14 protein-coding genes are annotated in these 19,566 nt (G+C 71.5%); 7 read left to right on the top strand and 7 right to left on the bottom strand.

The features are described 5' to 3' along the window. Positions 1 to 82: 82 nt before the first annotated feature. A complete protein-coding gene (locus tag MicB006_RS16225) occupies positions 83 to 439 on the top strand; it encodes a VOC family protein (protein ID WP_116507189.1) in 357 nt (118 codons plus the stop codon). Between the two features lie 24 nt (positions 440 to 463). Then, positions 464 to 1,117 (top strand): DedA family protein, encoded by a 654-nt coding sequence (locus MicB006_RS16220; protein WP_116507187.1) that lies wholly within the window; start codon positions 464 to 466, stop codon positions 1,115 to 1,117. Positions 1,118 to 1,904: 787 nt separating this feature from the next. On the opposite strand, the gene MicB006_RS16215 is transcribed toward MicB006_RS16220, so the two are convergent. Beyond that, positions 1,905 to 2,756: a S9 family peptidase gene (locus MicB006_RS16215; RefSeq protein ID WP_225980387.1), complete on the bottom strand. Its 852-nt coding sequence runs from the start codon at positions 2,754 to 2,756 to the stop codon at positions 1,905 to 1,907. A 51-nt stretch (positions 2,757 to 2,807) separates the two neighbouring features. After that, positions 2,808 to 2,999 (bottom strand): hypothetical protein, encoded by a 192-nt coding sequence (locus tag MicB006_RS31660; protein WP_139135452.1) that lies wholly within the window; start codon positions 2,997 to 2,999, stop codon positions 2,808 to 2,810. Between MicB006_RS31660 and MicB006_RS16210 the strand changes: the two genes are divergently transcribed. Together MicB006_RS16210 and MicB006_RS16205 are read left to right on the top strand one after the other, a co-directional pair. After that, on the top strand, positions 2,998 to 3,744 hold the full coding sequence (locus MicB006_RS16210; protein WP_116507183.1) for a hypothetical protein: 747 nt from the start codon (positions 2,998 to 3,000) through the stop codon (positions 3,742 to 3,744). The genes MicB006_RS31660 and MicB006_RS16210 overlap by 2 nt on opposite strands. A 41-nt stretch (positions 3,745 to 3,785) precedes the next feature. Next, a complete protein-coding gene (locus MicB006_RS16205; RefSeq protein WP_064445336.1) occupies positions 3,786 to 4,175 on the top strand; it encodes a hypothetical protein in 390 nt (129 codons plus the stop codon). Between the two features lie 52 nt (positions 4,176 to 4,227). Here the strand turns inward: MicB006_RS16205 and MicB006_RS16200 are convergent, their stop codons facing one another. Next, positions 4,228 to 5,739 (bottom strand): APC family permease, encoded by a 1,512-nt coding sequence (locus MicB006_RS16200; protein WP_116507181.1) that lies wholly within the window; start codon positions 5,737 to 5,739, stop codon positions 4,228 to 4,230. A 199-nt stretch (positions 5,740 to 5,938) separates the two neighbouring features. On the opposite strand from MicB006_RS16200, the gene MicB006_RS16195 reads away from it, so the two are divergent. Then, entirely contained in the window at positions 5,939 to 6,592 is a 654-nt protein-coding gene (locus MicB006_RS16195; protein ID WP_073831365.1) for a GPP34 family phosphoprotein, read from the top strand. Positions 6,593 to 6,632: 40 nt separating this feature from the next. Here MicB006_RS16195 and MicB006_RS16190 read toward each other — a convergent pair whose 3' ends face one another. Further along, positions 6,633 to 7,232: a GNAT family N-acetyltransferase gene (locus tag MicB006_RS16190; RefSeq protein ID WP_073831364.1), complete on the bottom strand. Its 600-nt coding sequence runs from the start codon at positions 7,230 to 7,232 to the stop codon at positions 6,633 to 6,635. A 154-nt stretch (positions 7,233 to 7,386) separates the two neighbouring features. On the opposite strand from MicB006_RS16190, the gene MicB006_RS16185 reads away from it, so the two are divergent. Both MicB006_RS16185 and pulA read left to right on the top strand, forming a co-directional pair. Further along, the gene (locus MicB006_RS16185; RefSeq protein WP_116507179.1) at positions 7,387 to 8,079 is read left to right on the top strand and encodes a cellulose binding domain-containing protein; all 693 of its coding nucleotides are present in this window, start codon (positions 7,387 to 7,389) and stop codon (positions 8,077 to 8,079) included. Positions 8,080 to 8,221: 142 nt separating this feature from the next. Next, on the top strand, positions 8,222 to 13,720 hold the full coding sequence (gene pulA, locus MicB006_RS16180; RefSeq protein WP_116507177.1) for a pullulanase-type alpha-1,6-glucosidase: 5,499 nt from the start codon (positions 8,222 to 8,224) through the stop codon (positions 13,718 to 13,720). 70 nt (positions 13,721 to 13,790) lie between these two features. Here pulA and MicB006_RS16175 read toward each other — a convergent pair whose 3' ends face one another. From MicB006_RS16175 to MicB006_RS16165, 3 genes are all read right to left on the bottom strand, one after another. Continuing rightward, complete coding sequence (locus tag MicB006_RS16175; protein WP_116507176.1) at positions 13,791 to 15,680, bottom strand: hypothetical protein; 1,890 nt, start codon at positions 15,678 to 15,680, stop codon at positions 13,791 to 13,793. 303 nt (positions 15,681 to 15,983) lie between these two features. Further along, positions 15,984 to 17,732 (bottom strand): hypothetical protein, encoded by a 1,749-nt coding sequence (locus MicB006_RS16170; RefSeq protein ID WP_116507174.1) that lies wholly within the window; start codon positions 17,730 to 17,732, stop codon positions 15,984 to 15,986. A 265-nt stretch (positions 17,733 to 17,997) separates the two neighbouring features. Further along, positions 17,998 to 19,473, bottom strand: coding sequence for an aminopeptidase P family protein (locus MicB006_RS16165; RefSeq protein ID WP_116507172.1), 1,476 nt, complete (start codon positions 19,471 to 19,473; stop codon positions 17,998 to 18,000). Positions 19,474 to 19,566: the final 93 nt, after the last annotated feature.

The raw sequence follows: 19,566 nt of genomic DNA, 5'->3' as shown, positions 1-19,566 counted from the left end.
TGCGTCGGTCTCTACAAAACCGTACGTCCGTCTTGCTATTCACGCAACCTCGTGCCACGCTGCGGGACGAGGAGGTGCCACCATGATCCATCACGTCCTGCTCGCCTGCCCCCGCGGCTCCGAGGATCTCTCCCGCTCCTTCTACACCGGCCTGCTCGGCCTCACCGAGAAGCCCAAACCCCCGGCCCTCGCCGCCCGCGGCGGTTGCTGGTTCACCGGGTACGACGCCGAACTGCACCTGGGCGTCGAGGACGACTTCCGCCCGGCCCGCAAGGCCCACCCGGCCCTGGTACGCCCCGACCTGGACGAGCTGGCCGCCCGCCTGGATGCCGCCGGCCACCCCGTGACCTGGGGCGACGAGGAGATTCCCGGCATGCGGCGGTTCCACACGCACGACCCGCACGGCAACCGCCTGGAGTTCTTGGCCCCCGCCGGGTGACCGGGCGCGGGTAGGGTCGGCGGGGTGGTCGACGTACAGCACTGGCTCGCCGCCCTCCCACCGGGCCTGATCTGCCTGCTCGTGGGCGCCGTCATCGGTGTGGAGAGCATGGGCATCCCGCTGCCCGGCGAGATCGTGCTGGTCAGTGCCGCCCTGCTCGCCGCCACCGGCGCCGTCGGGCCCGAGTGGGTGGCCACCGCCGCGGCCACCGGCGCGATTCTCGGTGACTCCGTCGGGTACGCCGTCGGCCGCCGCGGTGGCCGTCCCCTGCTGGAGCGGCTCGGCCGCCGTTTCCCGAAGCACCTCGGCCCCGCACACCTGGCCCGTGCCGAGCTGAGCTTCGCCCGGCACGGCGTCTGGGCGGTGTTCTTCGGGCGGTTCGTCGCGCTGCTGCGCATCCTCGCCGGCCCGCTGGCCGGGGCGCTGCGCGTGCCGTACCGCCGGTTCCTGATCGCCAACGCCGCAGGCGGGCTGGTCTGGGCGTTCGGCACGACGTACCTGCTCTTCTACCTCGGTCGGGCCGCCGAGCACTGGCTCAAGGACATCTCCTGGGCCGGGCTGGTGCTCGCCGTGCTGGCCGGCGTGGTCAGCACCGTGTGGCTGCGCCGCCGGGCCAAGCGCCTGGATCCGCTGGACGCGTCCGACACTCCCGAGCCGGTCCCCGCAGCCGACCGCTGACCCACCCGCGCCCGCGCTCCGGGCCCGCCTTGGGCCATGGCCCCGCCCTCGTTCAGGCCCCGCCGTCCCCGGTCCTGCCCTGGCCCCCGGTCCTGCTCTGGGCCGGTTCTGCTCTGGCCCCCGATCCTGCTCTGGGCCTTGGTCGTGCCGGCCCTGGTCGTGCCGGCCCTGGTCGTGCCGGCCCTGGTTGTGCCGGCCCTGGTTGTGCCCGGCCACGGCCCCGGTCGTGCTCTACGCCCCGCTTCTGCCCCGGCCCTGGTCGTAGTCCCCGCCATGGTCATGCTCCGGGCCCGGTTCCTGCGCCGTCCCCGCCTCGCCTCGCTCCTGCCGCGGCCAGCCGGGGCCCAGGTGATCAAGGAGTTTGTGTGCGGATTCGGCTCGCCAGGTGACCCAAACTCCTTGATCGTCCGGCGTCCGGCGGTCGGCGGTGGTTGGTGGGCGGTGGGCGGTGGGCGGTAGGCCGAGGAAGCGGGAACGGGCCGGACGAGCGGGAACGGTCCTAACGAGCGGGACGGGTTGCGTAAGCGCGGGTGCGGGTTTCCGGTGGGCCGCCCGTCCCGTTGATCATGAAGTTAGCGGCACTTTGTGCCTGTTTTGTCCCGGTCAACCTCATGATCAACGGGGCGGGGTGAGGGTGTGGGGGAGATCTTGGTACGAAACGGCCCCCAGAGGGGCCGTTTCGTACCAAGATCTTGAGGTGGTCCGTTTTGCGGGACGCTGGTCCTGGGGAGTGGGACGGGGCGGGCGGCGGGAGCGGGGAAGAGCTGCGGGCGCTGATGGCCGGTGGTCAGGGGGCGGTCAGCAGGTCGAGCAGGGTGTCGCGGGCGGTACGTACGGCGGCTCGGGACTCCTCGGTGTGGTCGAGCGCGTCGAATCCGTGCTGACCGTTCGGCACGTCCACGACGTGCAGCGGGATGCCGCGTCGCCGGGCTACTACCGTGAACGCCTCGATGGTGGGTGCGACCTCGGGCCGTTCCCGCCCCGCCCGGGTCAGCACGAGCGTCGGCCGTGCCACGCCCTCCGCGTGCGTGGCCTCGACACCCGTGCCGTCGGGAGATGCCGCGTCCGGGCGCGAGGCGTTGACGCCGGCGTCGTCGGGGGAGGCCGAGCCCGACGGAGCGGCGTCACCTGTAGCGGCGGGCAGGTCCAGGGCGTCGAGCGGGCGGAAGCGTGGGTCGACCGGGGGCCACCCGGGCAGCGGGGCCAGCAGCGGATAGGTCGCGGCCAGGCCGCGCAGCCAGTGGGGCGGGTCGCGGAGCCAGTCGCCGAGCAGCAGGCCGGCGCCGGAGAAGAACCAGAGGCCAAGCCGCTCGGCGTCGACGCGAGGATCGGTGCGGAGCAGTTCGGCGGCGGCGGCCACCCGCGCGGCGACGGCGTACAGGTCGTCCGGGCTCGTCACGGTGAGCCGGGGGATCGCGGCCAGCACGTCCCGCTCGGCGAGCAGCGCGCCGTAGCCCCGGTAGAGCGGCCAGTCGCGCGCATCCGGCGCCTCGGGCGGGCCCGGTACGCCGTGCACGATGACGACGGCGGGGTGCGGGCCGTCACCGGTGGGTACGTGCAGGTCGACGTCGCCGTGCCGTTCCACAGTGGCGGGCCGGGGATCGAGGACGAACGGACTTTCCCAGAAGCTGGTTCCCATCACGCCGATGCTAGGAGAACCCGCCCGACCTCACCGCCCCGTGACCGTCAGTCAGGAGGACGACGACGCCTTCGCGTGCCGCTCGCGCAGCCGGTCCCGGATCTCCTCCGGGGTGTACGCCCGGCGCCGCCGTTCCGCGCGCGCCACGACCACGCCGGTCGCCGCGACGCCGGCGAGACCCGCGAGTCCGAGTACCTTCCACCACCGCATCCGTTGCCGCATCCGCATAGGGTAGTCCTCCATGAGCATCAGCCTGGACGAGGCCGTCGAGCTGACCCGTACCGGCGACCTGTGGGTGTTCCGTGGGCGCAGCGTGCCCGACCGGGCCATCCAGATCACCACGAACAGCCCGGTCAACCACGTGGGCATGGCCGTGGTGCTCGACGACATGCCGCCGCTGATGTGGCACGCCGAGCTGGGCCGTTCGCTGCCGGACATGTGGACCGGCACCCACCAGCGTGGCGTGCAGTTGCACGACCTGCGCGACGCGGTCTGCGTCTGGGCCAACCGGTACGGCCAGCGGGGCTGGCTGCGTCAGCTCGATCCGCCCGCGGATTCGGCGATGGAGGAGGCGGTGCTGCGTACGGTGGCGCGTCTCGACGGCACGCCGTTCCCGTCCACCGCGCAACTCGCCTGGCGGTGGGCCCGGGGCCGGCTGCCGCGCCCGCGCCGCCTGAGCCCGGGCGGCATCCTGGGCAGGATCGGTGACCGGAGCGAGACCGGCAGCCCGGGCATGACCGGCGACAGAGGAGAGACCAACGGCCCGGGCGCGGTCGGCGGCGACAGCGGCGGGGCCCGGGAGCGGGCGCTGGAGACGGCGTACTGCGCCGAGGTGGTCGCGGTGACCTACGAGGCGATGGGGCTGCTGCCCGCCGGGCGGCGGCCCAACTGGTACGACCCGGGGCGGTTCTGGAGCGGCGACGACCTGGCCCTCAGCGGTGGCGCGCAGCTCGGCGCCGAGATCGAGGTGCGGATCCCGCCGCGCTGAGGAAGGTTTGCCGCCGCGCCGGGCCGGTAATGAGGAGCGTCGTGACGGCTTCCACCGACCTCGACACGCTCACCGACTTCTTCGACCGGTACGGCGTGGCGCTGACCACCGCCGACGTGCCGGCCATCGCCGGCTGCTACGCCCTGCCCGGGCTGGTGGTCGCCGACACCTACAGTTTCTCGTTCACCTCACCCGCGGCGGTGGCGCTCAGCTTCGTCGGCGCCGCCCCCGACTACCAGGAGCGGGAACTGGTGGCGGCGAACGCGCAGATCGAGGACGTGCAACAGGTCTCGGCGCTGCTCACCGAGGTGGCGGTGCGCTGGGAGTTCCTGGACAGCCAGGGCGGAGCGGTGCCCGGCGAGCGCTACCGCTACCTGCTGCGCACCACCGAGGACGGCCCGGTGATCTGCACAGTCATCCGTACCGCCTGATCGTGGTGGCGCGGCGGCCGGCCTCGCGGGCCGGCCGCCGCGCCCGCTGGCGTCAGCGGTGGTGGGCGCCGGCCCAGCGGTCGGCCTCGGGGGCCGGGTGCAGGCCGGGCTCGTGCAGGCCCTCCTCGGTGACCTGGCCGATCCGGCGGTACGTCTCGGGCCGGCTGGTGCGCAGCACCAGGCCCCAGAGCAGGCCGAGCACGCCCGCCACCACCGGAATCGCCGGCAGCAGCCACTTCAGGTAGCTCGCGGTGTCGGGCGCGAGCAGCGCGTCGAAGTTGAACAGCAGCACCAGCAGCACGGCGGTGAGCAGGATCGTGCCGAGCCCCGGGGCGATCGCCCGCTGCCACGCGCTCTCCGGGCCGGGACGGCCCCGGAAGAAGCCCACCACGGAGGCCGAGGTGAGCGTCATCAGCAGCACGACGCCCACCGCCGCCGCGCCGGACAGCCAGGTGAACAGGTCGATCACCGGGTCGCGGCCGGTCATCGCGAAGGCCAGGAACACCACGACGGCGACCACGCTCTGCATCACCGAGCCCGCGACCGGGGCGCCGCTGCGGCTGGAGGTCGCGCCGAGGAAGCGCGGCAGGACCCGCTCGCGGCCCAGCGCGAACAGGTAACGCGCCACGCCGTTGTGGAAGGACAGCAGGGCGGCGAGCACGCTGGTGATGAACAGGACGTTGGCGATGTCCGCGACGACCGCGCCGGTGTACTGGTCGAGTGCGCCGAAGATGATGCCGGGTCCCGCCTCGGCGCTGGCCGCCGGCGCGTTCTCCGGGCCGGTCAGCACGGTCAGCGCCCACGCGGAGAAGGCGTAGAACAGACCGGTGAACGCCACCGCGATGTAGGTGGCCCGGGCCACGGTGCGCCGCGGGTCCTTGACCTCCTCGCTGTAGATGGCGCCGCTCTCGAAGCCAGTGAAGGAGGCGATGGTGAACGCGAGCACCGCGCCGAATCCGGCGCCGAACAGGTGGCCGGGGCTGATGCCGGCGGTGGTGACCGCGCCGCCGGCCGGGTTGGCGAAGGCGACCAGGTCGAAGATCAGTACGGCGATGCACTCGAGGATGAGCAGCACCGCCAGCACGGTGGCGTTCAGGTCGATGCGCAGGACGCCGAGCGCGCCGATGAAGACCCAGGCCAGCAGCGCCCAGACCCACCAGTCGAGGCTGATGCCGGTCTTGGCGTCCATGAAGTCGCCGAGGATCGCGCCGAGCAGGCCGTAGAGGCCGATCTGGATGGCGTTGTACGCGGCCAGCGCGACCGCCGAGCCGGCCACCCCGCCGGCTCGACCGAGGCCGTTGGCGATGTACGCGTAGAACGCGCCCGCGTTCGCGACGTACCGGCTCATCGCGGCGTAACCGGTGGCGAAGACGGCGAGCACTGCCGCGAGCAGCACGTACCCGAGCGCGGCGCCGATGTTGCCGCTGACGGCGTACATGGTGGTGACACCACCGCCGAGAACGGTCAGCGGCGCCGACGCGGCGACGGTGAAGAAGACGAGGTGAGCGGTGCCGAGACGACCGCGGCGCAGCCCACCGTCGGAAAAGAACGGATCGGAGGACAAGGCTTCTCCAGGGGAGGGGAGTGAGGGGGTTCAGCTGTCTACTTCGGAACAACCTGAAGCAGGGTATTGGTGATCACTGATTGTCACAAGCCCGCTTCGATATCGATTAGGGCGCGCCTGATCGACCGGAATTGAGCTGTGCGTGGTCATGCCGTACCGTCCCGTGTCGACGTTCACGGCCACCGTTCGAGGATGGACCATGACCTACCCCGGGGCGCAGGCCACCTATCGGCTTGCGGATGCGCTGTTCCTTATCGGACACGACGAGTTCACCGGCAAGCCGCATGTCGCCGTCGACCGGCTGGAGTGCGGGCTGGCGGGCGCCGCGCTCGCCGAATTGATGTTCGAGGGCCGGATCGCCCTCGACGGCGGCGGAATCGCCGCCGTCGATCCGCGACTGTGGCAGGAGCCGCTGACCGATCTGCTGATCACCGAGATCCTGCGTCGCGAGGGCGCGCACCCGGCCCGGCTGTGGATCCGCTACCTGCGGACCCAGCTCAACATCAACGAGCGCGTGGGCACCCGGCTGGTCACCGCCGGCGTGCTCCGCCGGGAGCAGGGCAAACTGATCGGCCGGACGGTGCGCTGGCCGGCCAACGACCCGAACCAGGCGGCCTCGCCGCGGGTCCGGCTGACCGCCATGCTGATGCACTCGTCCCCGGCCGAGCTGGACCCGGGCACGCTGCTGCTGGCAAGCCTCGCCGAGGCGGTCGGACTGGCCACGAACATCTTCGACCCGCAGGTCGGCGTCCGGATGCGGGACTGCCGGCGGTTCCTGCCGGGGCAGCTCGACGGACTGCTCGCCGCCGTCGTGGGCGCGCTCGACGTCAGCACCACGACGGTACGGCGTTGACGTCCCGCCCCGGGTGAGGCCCGGGGCGGGACGATCCCGGTCAGGCCGGGTCGCGCCACATCGGGTAGAGGCTGGGCCCGTCCGGCAGGTCGAGCGTGACCGGGCGGCGGCGGAACCCGAGCCGCTCGTAGAGCGCGGCGTTGCGCGGCGAGCTGGCCTCCAGGTATGCGGCGGAACCGGCCTGATCCAGCTCGGCCAGCTTGTTACGCAGCAGCGCCGACCCGACGCCCCTGCCGTGATGGTCCGGGTGCACGGCGATGAAGGGCAGGTACCAGTGCGGCTCGCTCGGGTGCCGGGCGCTCATCATCTCGTCGAGCATGCCGAACCGTTTCATGGCCTCCGCGCCGATCGCGGCCTCCATCTCGGCGAACTCGTCGCCGTCCTCGGCCTCGTGGCCGTCGCCGGTGGGCAGCCAGAGCGTCGCGCCCAGCCCGTCACCCGCGACGTGGACCTCGCCGGTGCGCAGCGCCAGCGCGACGAACGGTCCGAAGAAGGCGGGATGGACCCGCGCGCGGTGGTCGTCGGCGGGGAAGACCCAGCCGCTCACCGGATCCCGCATGAACGCCTCGGCGAGGATCGCGGTCACGACGGCGGCGTCCGCCGTGGACGCCCGCCGGATGTTGCCCTGCCACTCAGTCACTGGCCATCCGTCCTACCGGCTCGACGAGCCATTGTGGTCATTGATCGGCGTGCAAGGTATCAGGTGTTCACGTCGTGCGGCAGTGCTCGACCGGCATGCTCGCCGCAGCCCGGTCCGGGTGGCTACTCTGGCCCGTACCCCCGACAGGAGGACCATGTCCCACAAGCGTCGCTCCGGCCCGCAGCCCGGAGCCGCCATGACCTCGTCCCCGTGGATCCTCGTCGCCACCGGCGTGGTCGTGATGGTGGTCCTGCTGGCGGTGGCGCTCGGTTCGGTGCGGGGCCGGAGCACGTTCCCGGCGGCCGGTCCGGCCGATCCGCTGATGCCGCTGCCGCACATGCCGGTGACACCCACGGCGGTCGGCGCCACCGGTCCGTCGTCGGTCTCCGTCACCGCTCCGGTGATGCCGGGCCTGTCGCCCCGGTCCACGGTGCTGCCCGCCGCGCCGACGCCGGCCGCGTCGACACCCAGCCCCCGGGCCGTCGCCCGGCCGGTGCTGCCCCCGTCGCCTCCGCAGTCCGTGGCGCCGCCGTCCGCGGTGACCGGAAGGTACAGCGTGCAGAGCGCCTTCGACGGCGGTTTCATCGGCGAGGTGCTGCTCGTCAACACGGCGCGCACGCACCGGGGTTGGACGGTGCGCGCGGTGTTCCCGGGTGGCCGGCTGGTCACCGCCTGGGTCGAGGGCGCCGAGCAGGGCGTGTTCCGCTTAGACGACGGCGTCTTCACCTACCGCAGCGGATTCGACCTGGCCCCCGGGCAGTCCCTGCCGGTGCGGTTCCACATCGAGCGGGCCGGCACCCGGCCGGCGAGCTGCACTGTCGACGGCGCGCCCTGCGCCGCCCGGTAGAACCCGTGCCCCGGGTCGGGGCGACACGTGTGCACCCTCTTGCAAGGTAACTGCTTTGTTGCGACAGGGTTTGCAAGGTATTGCAGAATGTTTCGGCAAGGGCTAGCGTGCGGGCGAATCAGCGACCAGAGAAAGGCCGTCGATGAAACCGCCGCCGATATCCCCCAAGGCGCTGCTCGCCCTGGTCACCTCTCTCGTACTCGCCGTCGTCGGGGTTCCGGTGGCCCTCCACCAGCTCGGCGACGACGCCTCCGACCGCGCCGCCACCCCCGACGTCCTGGCCGCCGGCAACGCTCCCCAGTGGAATCGCGAGCCGTCCCCCGACGTGCTGCTCACGGCCGGCCGCAACACCGCCAAGGCCGAGCAGTTCTACTTCGTCCTGCCGGACCGGTTCGCCAACGGCGACAAGCGCAACGACACCGGCGGCCTGGCCGGCGGTCGGCTCACCACCGGCCACGACCCGACCGACAAGGGCTTCTACCACGGCGGCGACCTCAAGGGCCTGATCGACCGGATGGACTACGTCCAAGGGCTCGGCACCACCGCCATCTGGCTCGCGCCGATCTTCAAGAACCGGCCCGTGCAGGGCACCGGCGCGGACGTCTCGGCCGGCTACCACGGCTACTGGATCACCGACTTCACCCAGGTCGACCCGCACTTCGGCACGAACGCGGAGCTGAAGAAGCTGGTCGACCTCGCCCACCGCCGGGGTATCAAGGTCTACCTCGACATCATCGTGAACCACACCGCCGACGTCATCCGGTACGCCGAGGACAAGTACGGCTACGTGGACAAGAAGACCGCGCCCTACCGCGACGCGCAGGGACGTCCCTTCGAGGACCGGAACTACGCCGACGGCACCCGGAAATTCCCCGCCGTGAACGAGAAGTCGTTCCCGTACACGCCGACGTTCGCCACCCCGGCCGACGCGAAGGTAAAGGTGCCGGCGTGGCTGAACGACCCGACCATGTACCACAACCGCGGTGACTCCACCTTCGCCGGGGAGAACAGCGAGTACGGCGACTTCTCCCGCCTCGACGACCTGTGGACCGAGCGGCCCGAAGTGGTACGGGGAATGACCGACATCTACGCCGAGTGGATCGGCAAAGTCGGCGTGGACGGGTTCCGCCTCGACACCGTCAAGCACTCGAATCTCGAATTCTGGCCGCAGTTCGCCCGGGGTGTCGAGTCCGCCGCGGCCAAGGCCGGCAAGAAGGACTTCTTCATGTTCGGCGAGGTCTACAGCGCCGAACAGGAGATCCAGTCCACCTACGTGCGGCGCGGCGGTCTCCCCGCCACGCTCGACTTCTCCTTCCAGGAGGCGGCCCGGGGCTACGCCGCCGCCGACGGCTCGGCCAAGGCGCTCGCCGACGTGTACGCCAAGGACGACCTGTACGCCGCGCGGGACACGAACGCCAACCGGCTCACCACGTTCCTCGGTAACCACGACATGGGCCGGATCGGCTCGTTCGTCGCCGCCGCCGGCGGGGACGACGCCGCCCAGCTGAAGCGCAGCCGGCTCGCCCACCAGCTCATGTTCCTCACCCGCGGCCAGCCGGTCGTGTACTCCGGCGACGAGCAGGGCTTCACCGGACCGGGTGGGGACAAGGACGCCCGGCAGGACATGTTCGCCTCGCGGACCGCCGACTACCTCGACGACGACCTGATCGGCACCACCCGGACCCACGCGGTCGACCAGTACGACACCCGCCACCCGCTCTACCGGACCATCGCCGAGCTGGGCGGCCTGCGGGCCGCGCACCCGGCGCTGCGCGACGGCGTCCAGGTCACCCGGCACGCCGCCGACGCCCCCGGCGTCTTCGCGTTCTCCCGCGTCCTGCCCGCCGACCGGATCGAGTACGTGGCGGCGGTGAACAACGCCGCCACCCCGCAGACTGTCCCGGTGGACACCTGGTCGGCCGGCGCCCGCTTCACCGGCGTGTACGGCGGCGCCGCGGACGTGACGGCCGCCGCCGACGGCAAGCTGAGCCTCACCGTGTCGGCGATGTCGGCGGTGGTGCTCAAGGCCGACCGGGCGATCCCGCACGCCGGGGCCGCTCCGAAGATCACGATCACCGAGCCGGGTGACGAGCCCGCCCCCGGCAAGGCCATCGTCACCGCCCAGGTCACCGGCGACCCGCTCGCCACCGTCACGTTCGCCGCCCGGGTCGACGGCGGGAAGTGGACGCTGCTGGGCAGCGCGCACCGCGCCCCGTACACCGTGCACCACGACCTCACCGGCCTGCCCGGCGGCACGAAAGTCGAGTACAAGGCAGTGGTCCGCGACGGCAAGGGCCGCACCGCCACCGCCCGCGCCACCGGCACCGTCGGCACCCCGGACCGGGGCGAGTCGCGGGACTGGGCGATCGTGCACTACAAGCGACCGGCCGGCGGGTACGACGACTGGCGGCTCTACGCCTGGGGTGACATCGACCCGGCGTACGTCACCGAATGGCCGGCCGGGCAGCCGTTCGCCGGCGAGGACTCGTACGGCCGGTTCGCCTGGGTGAAGCTCAAGCCGGGCGCGACGTCGGTCGGCTTCGTCGTGGTCGACTCCGACGGCAACAAGGACGTCGCGGCCGACCGCTTCGTCGACGTGACCCGGACCGGGGAGGTCTGGGTCAAGCAGGGCGATGCGGAGGTCTACCCGACGCGGCAGGCCGCCACCGGCGAACCCGACCCGCCGGTGGCGCAGGACACGGCGCTGATCCACTGGCGCAAGGCCGACGGCAACTACGACGGCTGGGGTCTGCACCTGTGGGACGGCGCGGCCAGCCCGACCGACTGGGCCACGCCGCTCAAGCCGGAGAAGATCGACGCCTACGGTGCGGTGTTCCGGGTGCCGCTGACGGCCGGCGCGACCGGGCTGAGCTACATCGTGCACTCCGGCGACGAGAAGGATCAGCCCGTGGACCAGCGGCTCGACTTCGCCACCGCCGGGCGCGAGGTGTGGCTGCTCGCGGGCGTCAAGGGCCGGCTGCTGCCGACCACCATGTCCGACGCCGCGACCGACATCGACATCACCAGGCAGAAGGCGAACTGGATCGACAGGTCCACAGTCGCCTGGGCCACCGGTCCGACCGACGGCAGGCGGTACGCGCTCGCGGTCGCCCCGGCCGGTGGGATCGGCGTCGCCGACGGCGAGCTGACCGGCACGTACACCGAGTTGCCGCTGCGGGCGCAGCCCAACGGGCTGACCGAGGCGCAACGGCAGGCGTACCCCCATCTCTGGGACCGTCGCGCCTTCACGCTCGCGCGCGACGACCTGGCCAAGGTGCCGGCGGCGCTGCGCGGGCAGCTCGTGGTGACCGAGCGGGACGCCAAGGGCACCCTGCTCGCCGCCACCGGCGTGCAGATCCCCGGCGTGCTCGACGACGTCTACGCGGCCGCGACCGGCGCGAAGCTCGGTCCGACGTTCGCCGGGCGGGTACCCACGCTGGCCGTGTGGGCGCCCACCGCGCGGAAGGTGGCGCTGGAGCTGTTCGACTCGCCCACTGCCAAGCCGACCACTGTGGCGATGCGACGCGACGACCGCACCGGCGTCTGGTCGGTACGCGGCACGAAGGCATGGACCGGCCGCTACTACCGCTATCAGGTACAGGCGTGGCAGCCGGCGACGCAGAAGGTGGTCACCGCGTCGGTCACCGACCCGTACTCGGTGGCGCTCGCGCCGAACTCCACGCACAGCCAGATCGTCGACCTGACCGACCCGGCGCTCGCGCCGGCCGGCTGGGCGAACCTGCGCAAACCGGCCGCCCCGCCGGCGTCGAAAGCCCAGATCTCCGAGCTGTCGGTGCGGGACTTCTCCGTCGCCGACAGCACGGTCCCGGCCGAGCGGCGGGGCACCTACCTGGCGTTCACCGACCCGCAGACGGCGGGCATGAAGCACCTGCGGGCGCTCGGCGACGCCGGGGTCAACTACCTGCACCTGCTGCCGGCCTTCGACTTCGCCACCATCCCGGAGAAGCGGGCCGACCAGGCCGAGCCGGCCTGCGACCTGGCCGCGCTGCCGCCGGACTCCGACCAGCAGCAGAAGTGCGTCGCGGCGGTCGCCGACACCGACGGCTACAACTGGGGGTACGACCCGCTGCACTACACGGTGCCGGAGGGCGGGTACGCCACCGACCCCAACGGCGCCAAGCGCACCACCGAGTTCCGGCAGATGGTCGCCGGGGTGAACAAGGCCGGCCTGCGGGTGGTCATGGACGTGGTCTACAACCACACCTCGGCCGCCGGCGCCGACCCGAAGTCGGTGCTCGACCAGGTGGTGCCCGGCTACTACCACCGGCTCCTGGAAGACGGGACCGTCGCCAACTCGACCTGCTGCGCCAACACCGCCCCGGAGCACGCCATGATGGGCAAGCTCGTGGTGGAGTCGATCGTCACCTGGGCCAAGGCGTACAAGGTCGACGGCTTCCGGTTCGACCTGATGGGCCACCACCCGAAGGCGAACATCCTGGCCGTACGGGCCGCGCTGGACAAGCTCACGCTCGCCCGCGACGGCGTCGACGGCCGGAAGATCCTGCTGTACGGCGAGGGCTGGAACTTCGGCGAGGTCGCCGACGACGCACGGTTCACGCAGGCCACCCAGGCCAACATGGCCGGCACCGGCATCGGCACGTTCAACGACCGGCTCCGCGACGCGGTTCGCGGCGGCGGCCCGTTCGACGCCAACCCGCGGGCGCAGGGCTTCGCCTCCGGCCTGTACACCGACCCGAACGGCGACGAGGTGAACGGTACGGCGGCCGAGCAGCGGGCCCGGCTGCTGCACCAGCACGACCTCATCAAGGTCGGTCTGACCGGGAACCTGCGCGACTACCGGTTCACCGACTCCTCCGGGAAACGGGTCACCGGCGCGCAGGTCGACTACAAGGGCGCACCGGCCGGATACACGGCAGCGCCGGGCGAGGCGGTCACCTACGTCGACGCGCACGACAACGAGATCCTGTACGACGCGCTGGCGTACAAGCTGCCGCAGGGGACCTCGGCGCAGGACCGGGCCCGGATGCAGGTGCTCGCGCTGGCGACCACGGCGCTCGGGCAGGGCGCCGGGTTCGTCACCACCGGTTCGGAGCGGCTGCGCTCGAAGTCGCTGGACCGAAACTCGTACAACTCGGGGGACTGGTTCAACCAGATCCGCTGGGACTGCGCCCAGGGCAACGGGTTCGGCGCCGGCCTGCCGCCGGAGCAGGACAACCGTGACAAGTGGTCGTACGCGAAGCCGCTGCTGGCCGACCCGAAGCTGGTGCCGGACTGCGCGGCGGTCGAGCTGGCCGACGCCCGGTACGCGGAGTTGCTGCGCGTGCGCCGGTCCTCGCCGGTGTTCGGGCTCGACACCGCCGAGCAGGTGCAGAAGCGGGTGGCGTTCCCGCTGTCCGGCGCGAAGGAGACCCCGGGCGTGCTCACCATGACCCTCGACGCGCGAGGGCTGGACGGGAAGTGGAAGTCGGTGACTGTCGTCTTCAACGCCACGCCGACGACGGCGAAGCAGACCGTCACCGGGCTGCGCGGGGCGAACGTGGCGCTGCATCCGGTGCTGCGGAACTCGGCGGACCCGGCGCTGCGTACGGCGTCGTTCGACCGGGCGGTCGGCACGTTCACCGTGCCCGCGCGCAGCGTGGCGGTGTTCGTCCAGAGCTGACCGACACGGCCGACCGGCCCCCTGCCACGCTTGTGGCAGGGGGCCGGTCGCGTACCCCGGGACCGTCAGGTCAGTTGAAGCAGTCCTCGACGGTGTTGGCGCAGTTGGTGGGGTCGTTGTTGCTGATGAGGGACTTGTCGTCGAGCTTGACGCGTCCTTCGTTGTTGAGGACGCCGCCGGCGACCCGGTGGAGCTTGCTGGAGTCGGTGGCGGTGTTCTTGGTGACGTGGGTCTTGGTGAGGGTGATCTTGGCCTTGTTGTTGAAGATGCCGCCGCCGTTGAGGGCGGTGTTGGCCTTGATCTCGGTGTCGCGGATGGTGAGGGTGGCGTTGTCGTCCTTGTCGTGCTCGCGGGTGAGGAAGCCGTCCTCGATCTTGATGAGCCACTCACCGTTGTAGATGCCGCCGCCGAAGCGGTTGGCGGTGTTGTCGACGATCTTGCTGTCGGCGATCGTGGCGCTGGCGTGCTCCTTGTCGTTCGGGTAGCCCCAGTGCTTGCCGCCGGTGACCACCACGCCGCCGCCGTTGCCGTCGGCGTGGTTCTTGGCCACGTGCACCTTGTCCAGGTCGAGGTCCGTGTTCTCGGCGTAGACGCCGCCACCGTTCTCGCAGGCGGTGTTGCCCGTGATCGCGGTGAAGGAGACCGTCACGGTGCCGCCGCTGCTGAACAGACCGCCGCCGTTCTTGCCGGCACGGTTGTCCGACAGGGTGGACTTCACGCCGTCCTTGCCGTGGTCGGAACCGAAGATCTCGACGATCCCGGCCTCGTGGTGCTTGTCCTTCTTGTCGTAGCCCTTCGGCGCCTCGGAGCCCTTGGGCGCCGCGGCGGCCGCCGGCCCGTGCTCGCCGGAGAAGCCGCTGCCGTTGGCGATGCCGCCGCCGTTGCCGGCTGCGGTGTTGTCGTCGACGTGGGTTTCCTCGACCTTGAGGATGCCCTCGTTGAAGATGCCGCCGCCGTCGCCCTGGGCGTGGTTGTCGACGACCTTGCTGTCCTTGAGCCAGGTGCGGCCGTAGTTGGCCACGGCGCCGCCGTCGCCCTCGGCGCTGTTGTCGGTCAGCTTGACGTTGTGCAGGTAGGCGCTTCCGCCGCGCTCGACCAGCAGCGCGCCGCCGTCGCCCTCGACCCGCTTGTCGTCGTCCTTGCTGTCGTTCATGCCGTCGGCGACCGGCGTGACCGCCGCCGCCGTGGTGGCGGTGGTGGCCGCGGCCGGAGCCGCGACAGCCGGGGCGGCGGCCGGCGGCTGGCCGGTGCCGGGCGCCGGAGCGGGGCCACCGCCGCCGGAGTACTTGAACTCGTTGGCGTTGCCGCCCTTGACGGTGAGGTCCTTGAGGGTGAGGTCGCCGCCGTCGCGGACGCGGAAGATGCGGAAGGTGTCTTCGGCGTCGCGCTTGATGGTGGAGCCGTTGCCCTTGATGGTGACGTCCTGCTTGATCTCGGGCAGGGCGGAGCCGAACTTGCGGTCCTTGACGCCGAGTTCGTAGGTGCAGTTCTCGGCGAGATTCAGGGTGCCGCCGTGGTCGCGGTTGGCCAGTTCGAGGGCGTCGATCAGGGCGTCGTCGTCGCAGGCGACCTCGCGGGTCTTGCCGTGGTCGTCCTTGCCGTCCTTGCCCCAGTCGCCCTTGTCCGGGCCCCACTCGCCCCGGTCGCGGCCTTCCTCGCCACGGTCCTTGCCGTCCTTGCCGTCCTTGCCGTGCCCGTCCTTGTCGTAGCCGTCGTGGCCGTACTTGTCCTCGGCGCCCTTGTCGCCGTGGTCGCCGTCGCTGAGCTGCTGCGTGGTCGACCACTTGACGTCGGCGAGCCGGTGCGGGCCGGTGGCCCCGGTGGTCGCATAGGCCACGCCGGCGAGGCTGACCGCTCCGGTCAGGCCCACGACGCCGGTGGCGAGCCACATCCGGCGACGCCGGAGCGGGGAGATGGTCTTGCTGGTGGCGCCATTGTTATTGCGAAGGTAGTTGGACATCGGAGCTCTCTGCCCTCTCCTTGTACCTGACAAGGTCGCTTCGCCCTGGCGAGGCGGCCTTCGCTACAAATCGGTTGTAGCTGCTGAGAACGACCGTATGAGAACCTTCTTCGCCTCGTGGTCATACACGAAAAAAACCCGCATAAGGGTGCGGGTGGGATGGGCGGGCGCAGTGCGGCCCGGACGCCCCGGCGGGGGACACCGCGGCCAGTCGGGGCGCGCCTCACGGTTGCTCCGGGGTGGGAGCCCTCCGCGCGCCGTCCGCGGCGCGAGGAGGGCTCCCCGGTTATGTGGTGGAACGGATCAGTTGAAGCAGTCCTCGACGGTGTTGGCGCAGTTGGTGGGGTCGTTGTTGCTGATGAGGGACTTGTCGTCGAGCTTGACGCGTCCTTCGTTGTTGAGGACGCCGCCGGCGACCCGGTGGAGCTTGCTGGAGTCGGTGGCGGTGTTCTTGGTGACGTGGGTCTTGGTGAGGGTGATCTTGGCCTTGTTGTTGAAGATGCCGCCGCCGTTGAGGGCGGTGTTGGCCTTGATCTCGGTGTCGCGGATGGTGAGGGTGGCGTTGTCGTCCTTGTCGTGCTCGCGGGTGAGGAAGCCGTCCTCGATCTTGATGAGCCACTCACCGTTGTAGATGCCGCCGCCGAAGCGGCCGGCGGTGTTGTCCGCGATGGCGCTGTCGGCGATCGTGGCGCTGCCCTCGTGGCCGTCCTTCTCGGCGCCGTTGCCGGCCCAGTTCCGCCCGCCGGTCGTCACCACGCCGCCGCCGTTGCCGTCGGCGTGGTTGCCCGCCACGTGGACCTTCTCCATGAGCAGGTCCGTGCTCTCGGCGTACACGCCGCCACCGTTGTCGCAGGCGACGTTGCCGCCGATGGCGGTGAACGAGACGGTGACCCAGCCGCCGCTGCTGAACAGACCGCCACCGTTGTGACCCGCCCGGTTGCGGCTCAGCGTGCTCAGCGAGGCGTCCTTGCCCTCGTGCGCACCGATGATCTCGACAGTGCCCGCGTGGTGCTTGCCGTGCTCGCCCTTGTCGGCCTTCATCGCCGAGGCCAGGTCGACCGGACCGTCGTGGTGCTCACCGCTGCCGTTGGCGATGCCGCCGCCGTTGCCGGCTGCGGTGTTGTCGTCGACGTGGGTTTCCTCGACCTTGAGGATGCCCTCGTTGAAGATGCCGCCGCCGTCGCCCTGGGCGTGGTTGTCGACGACCTTGCTGTCCTTGAGCCAGGTGCGGCCGTAGTTGGCCACGGCGCCGCCGTCGCCCTCGGCGCTGTTGTCGGTCAGCTTGACGTTGTGCAGGTGCGCGCTTCCGCCGCGCTCGACCAGCAGCGCGCCGCCGTCACCCTCGACCCGCTTGTCGTCGTCCTTGCCGTCCGGTCCGGCCGCCGTCGGTACCGACGGACCGGGGTACTTGAACTCGTTGGCGTTTCCGCCCTTGACGGTGAGGTCCTTGAGGGTGAGGTCGCCGCCGTCGACGACGCGGAAGATGCGGAAGGTGTCTTCGGCGTCGCGCTTGATGGTGGAGCCGTTGCCCTTGATGGTGACGTCCTGCTTGATCTCGGGCAGGGCGGAGCCGAACTTGCGGTCCTTGACGCCGAGTTCGTAGGTGCAGTTCTCGGCGAGATTCAGGGTGCCGCCGTGGTCGCGGTTGGCCAGTTCGAGGGCGTCGATCAGGGCGTCGTCGTCGCAGGCGACCTCGCGGGTCTTGCCGTGGTCGTCCTTGCCGTCCTTGCCCCAGTCGCCCTTGTCCGGGCCCCACTCGCCACGGTCGCGGCCTTCCTCGCCACGGTCCTTGCCGTCCTTGCCGTGCCCGTCCTTGTCGTAGCCGCTGTCGGAGTCGTTGCCGGCGTTCTGGGGAGCGGCGGCGTGGTTGTCCGCCACCGGCTCGGTGCCGGACTTGTCGTCGCGGGCGGCGAGACCACCCAGCGCCGCCAGCCCGACGACGCCGGTCAGCCCGGCCACGCCGGTGGCGACCCAGAGCGCCCGCCGCTTGCTCGTCCGCGGGGGAGGCGCCATCGGCGTCCCGCCGTCGGGTGTCGTTACGTCGTTCGACATGAGAGCCCTTTCGGTTCTTCCCAAACGGGTCGCACCGCCCCAGGCCGGGCGACCAGCTACAAACCGGTTGTAGCCTCTGATCGACACCGTATGAGAAGGTTCCTCGCGAGGAAGACGTATCCGAAAAAAGCCCGCATTCCTCCCACTAACGGCGGTCGGTGACCAACCACGTGAGCGGGACAGGAACGGCCCAGACGGCGGCGGGCCCCACCACCTGCCGTGAAGGCGCGGTGGTGGGGCCCGCCGGACGTCGCGGCCCGGAGGATCAGCCGGGCAGGCGGGGACCCGCCGCACGCTGCTCGGCAAGCCAGGTTTCCACCTCGTCCGAGCGGCGCGGCAGCCCGGCCGAGAGGTTCACCGGGCCGTTCGCGGTGACCAGGATGTCGTCCTCGATCCGGACGCCGACGCCCCGCAGCTCCTCGGGGACCAGTTCGTCCTCCGGCTGGAAGTAGAGCCCCGGCTCGACGGTGAGCACGTACCCCTCGCCGAGCGGCCCCTCCCGGTAGTTCTCCTTGCGCGCGTTGGCGCAGTCGTGCACGTCGATGCCGAGCATGTGGCTGGTGCCGTGCAGCGTCCACCGCCGGTAGACCGTCGAGGCCGGGTCCATCGCCTCGTCCACGCTCACCGGCAGCAGCCCGAGATCCTTCAGCGCCTCCGCCAGCACCCGCATCGAGGCCAGGTGCACGTCCCGGAACGCCACGCCCGGCCGGCACATCTCGATGCCCGCCTGCTGGGCGGCGTACACGGCGTCGTAGACCTGGCGCTGCAACGGCGTGAACCGGCCGTCGACCGGCAGCACCCGGGTGACGTCGGCGGTGTAGAGGTTGCGGTTCTCCACGCCCATGTCCATCAGCAGCAGGTCACCCGGGCGGGTGGCGCCGTGGTTGTGCACCCAGTGCAGGATCGTCGCGTGCTCGCCGGCCCCGACGATCGAGCCGTACCCGACGTCGTTGCCGTCGTGGCGGGCACGCAGCGCGAAGACGCCCTCCAACAGCCGCTCGGAGACGCCACGGTCGGCCGGCAGCGCCCGCGCCACGTCCTCGAAGCCGCGCACGGTGGCGTCGCACGCCTCCTGGAGCTGCGCGATCTCCCACTCGTCCTTGACCAGCTTCAGCTCGGCGACCGCGATGGCCAGCTCCCGGTCGCGGCCGGGCTGACCGTCGGCGCGCGCGCCGTCGTACGGACGCACCGCGGCGTCCACCCGGGCGTCGAAGCCGCGCAGCACCCGGGTACGCCCCGGCGCCAGCTCGGCCAGCGCCGCGTCCAGCTCGCTCAGGTCGGCCGTCGGCAGGCCCAGCTCGGTCGACTTCTCGCGCAGCGTCGGCCGGCGGCCCACCCACAGCTCACCGTGGCGGCTGCGGAAGAACTCGTCGGTCGCCCGGGACGACCGGGGCCGCATGAACAGCGTGGACTCGCCGCCCGGGCGCAGCACGAGGACGCTGTCCGGCTCCAGGTCGCCGGTCAGGTACGCGAAGTCGCTGCCCGGACGGAACCGGTGGTCGGTGTCGTTGGCGCGTACCTTCTCGTTGCCCGTGGGGATGACCAGCGTTTCGCCCGGGAAGGCCTCGGCCAGCGCGGCCCGCCGCTTGGCGTGGTTGGGCGCCTCCGGGCGCGGCGCGACCGGCAGTTCGGTGTCCCGCCAGCCCTGGCGCATGAACGACAGGAACGCCTCCGGGAAGTCCGGGTCGTGCGACTCCGTACCGTCCGCCGGTTTGCCCTGCCGCGTCCGCTCCTCGGCCATGATCCGTCCCTCCCTGAGCCTCGTCGCTGGTCCAGACGGTACCGCGCGCACGACAGCGGGAGGTGCCTGCGGTGCCGCGACGGTGGCTTCCGG

Origin of the sequence: Micromonospora sp. B006 (assembly GCF_003408515.1) — a bacterium.
Lineage (GTDB): Bacteria > Actinomycetota > Actinomycetes > Mycobacteriales > Micromonosporaceae > Micromonospora > Micromonospora echinospora_A.
This window is presented reverse-complemented; position numbering and strand designations above follow the sequence as displayed.

Bases quoted from the DNA above. Each gene is read 5' to 3' on its own strand.
- MicB006_RS31660 (WP_139135452.1), bottom strand. From the start codon at position 2,999: ATGGAGGACTACCCTATGCGGATGCGGCAACGGATGCGGTGGTGGAAG.
- MicB006_RS16165 (WP_116507172.1), bottom strand. From the start codon at position 19,473: ATGGCCGAGGAGCGGACGCGGCAGGGCAAACCGGCGGACGGTACGGAG.
- MicB006_RS16195 (WP_073831365.1), top strand. From the start codon at position 5,939: ATGACCTACCCCGGGGCGCAGGCCACCTATCGGCTTGCGGATGCGCTG.
- MicB006_RS16170 (WP_116507174.1), bottom strand. From the start codon at position 17,732: ATGTCGAACGACGTAACGACACCCGACGGCGGGACGCCGATGGCGCCT.
- MicB006_RS16185 (WP_116507179.1), top strand. From the start codon at position 7,387: ATGTCCCACAAGCGTCGCTCCGGCCCGCAGCCCGGAGCCGCCATGACC.
- MicB006_RS16210 (WP_116507183.1), top strand. From the start codon at position 2,998: ATGAGCATCAGCCTGGACGAGGCCGTCGAGCTGACCCGTACCGGCGAC.
- MicB006_RS16175 (WP_116507176.1), bottom strand. From the start codon at position 15,680: ATGTCCAACTACCTTCGCAATAACAATGGCGCCACCAGCAAGACCATC.
- MicB006_RS16215 (WP_225980387.1), bottom strand. From the start codon at position 2,756: ATGGGAACCAGCTTCTGGGAAAGTCCGTTCGTCCTCGATCCCCGGCCC.
- pulA (WP_116507177.1), top strand. From the start codon at position 8,222: ATGAAACCGCCGCCGATATCCCCCAAGGCGCTGCTCGCCCTGGTCACC.
- MicB006_RS16225 (WP_116507189.1), top strand. From the start codon at position 83: ATGATCCATCACGTCCTGCTCGCCTGCCCCCGCGGCTCCGAGGATCTC.